3 protein-coding genes are annotated in these 1,220 nt (G+C 58.1%); 2 read left to right on the top strand and 1 reads right to left on the bottom strand.

Going from position 1 to position 1,220, the window contains the following annotated elements:
* Window positions 1-81: 81 nt before the first annotated feature.
* Entirely contained in the window at window positions 82-510 is a 429-nt protein-coding gene (locus tag ACFWF3_RS36450; RefSeq protein ID WP_379318762.1) for a YbaB/EbfC family nucleoid-associated protein, read from the bottom strand.
* A gap of 72 nt (window positions 511-582) precedes the next feature.
* On the opposite strand from ACFWF3_RS36450, the gene ACFWF3_RS36445 reads away from it, so the two are divergent.
* Both ACFWF3_RS36445 and ACFWF3_RS36440 read left to right on the top strand, forming a co-directional pair.
* Complete coding sequence (locus tag ACFWF3_RS36445; protein ID WP_379318760.1) at window positions 583-888, top strand: hypothetical protein; 306 nt, start codon at window positions 583-585, stop codon at window positions 886-888.
* A gap of 17 nt (window positions 889-905) precedes the next feature.
* On the top strand, window positions 906-1,220 hold a 315-nt coding region (locus tag ACFWF3_RS36440; RefSeq protein ID WP_379318758.1), incomplete at its 3' end, for a WXG100 family type VII secretion target.

The raw sequence follows: 1,220 nt of genomic DNA, 5'->3' as shown, positions 1-1,220 counted from the left end.
CCTTCTCGCCGTTACGTTGCTGGCCGCCTGCATCCCGATGCAGGCGGCCAGTGTCATTTTCCAGCAACTCGCTGTTGCCGGCTAACGAAAGTACGACTGGTTTCGCCGCTCGTTCATCTCGATCAGCTCATCCTCTGTCAGGTCGTCATCAGGGTGTGGTGCCCGCACCCGCTCGACCTTCGAAGGAGGCATTTTTTGGTCGGTTGCCCGGGAAATGGATTCGAGCACGTCTTCGACCCTGGGATCGGCTTTCAACTCCGCCATTCGCTCACGAACGTTCCGCCTGGACTCGACCAGGGCCTCCTTTGCGAGCTGCACGATAAGCGCCGCGAGCTCTTTCCCGTACGGGGTGATTGATTCGGCGATACGAAGAGACTCGAGCGTGCCGTCTGCGGAAACCTCTACAGAAACGCCGTGACGCTCCGCGCCCGCGCGGTCAGTCATCAACGCGCGATGAACAGCCTCCATTCTTCCGGTAATCGGATCAACATCAGACCCCGACGAAGTCACAAAACCGCCTTCCCATCCATCGATACGGTTGTGCTAGCGTAGCAACCCGTCCGCAGGGGAGAGGATCGCAACTTGTCCGACTTATATGTCGATACTGATGGAATCAACGGAATGATCGGTGCGCTCACAGCATCACAAGAAGCCCTCGGCAGGGTACCTACCAGCGGCTTCATCGCAGCGATAGAGGCAGCGCTTCCAGGATCCGGACTCGGCCACACGTACATGAAAGCTGGGTGGCGTGGTAGCGCAAGTCTTCGTGGCGTCGGCGGGCAGCTTGTCGAGATCAATAATTCCGCGACGCACAGTCTGGCCGAGTATCAAGCCCAGCAGCAACGCCAGGTGACTGATTTCCAGAACCTGGAAAACGGTCAACGATGACCTCGACCCCGCCTACCGTGTCGCAAATCAAGAGTTGGTCGTTCGAAGCCCTGACCAGCCAGGCTGACGAATGGGCGGCCAGCACTCGATTGATCACTGATGAGCATTCGACGATAACCACACAAATGTCCGATTCGTCGGGTTTCTGGCAAGGACCCGCCGGTGACGCGATGCGAGCCAAAGGCGACGAAGCGCGGACCTCTCTTTCCAAGGTGGTCGGAGCATTCGAAGACTCACACAAAGCCACGCGATCCATCGCACAAATTCTCGGTTTCGCCAAAGCCGCGGCCGTCGATGCAATATCGGCCGCAGAGGAATTGAAACTCACAGTG

Source organism: Nocardia sp. NPDC060220, assembly GCF_042727815.1.
In the GTDB taxonomy this organism is placed as follows: Bacteria; Actinomycetota; Actinomycetes; order Mycobacteriales; family Mycobacteriaceae; genus Nocardia.
Note: the sequence above shows the minus strand (reverse complement) of the source record. Positions and strands in the feature narration are given on the sequence as shown.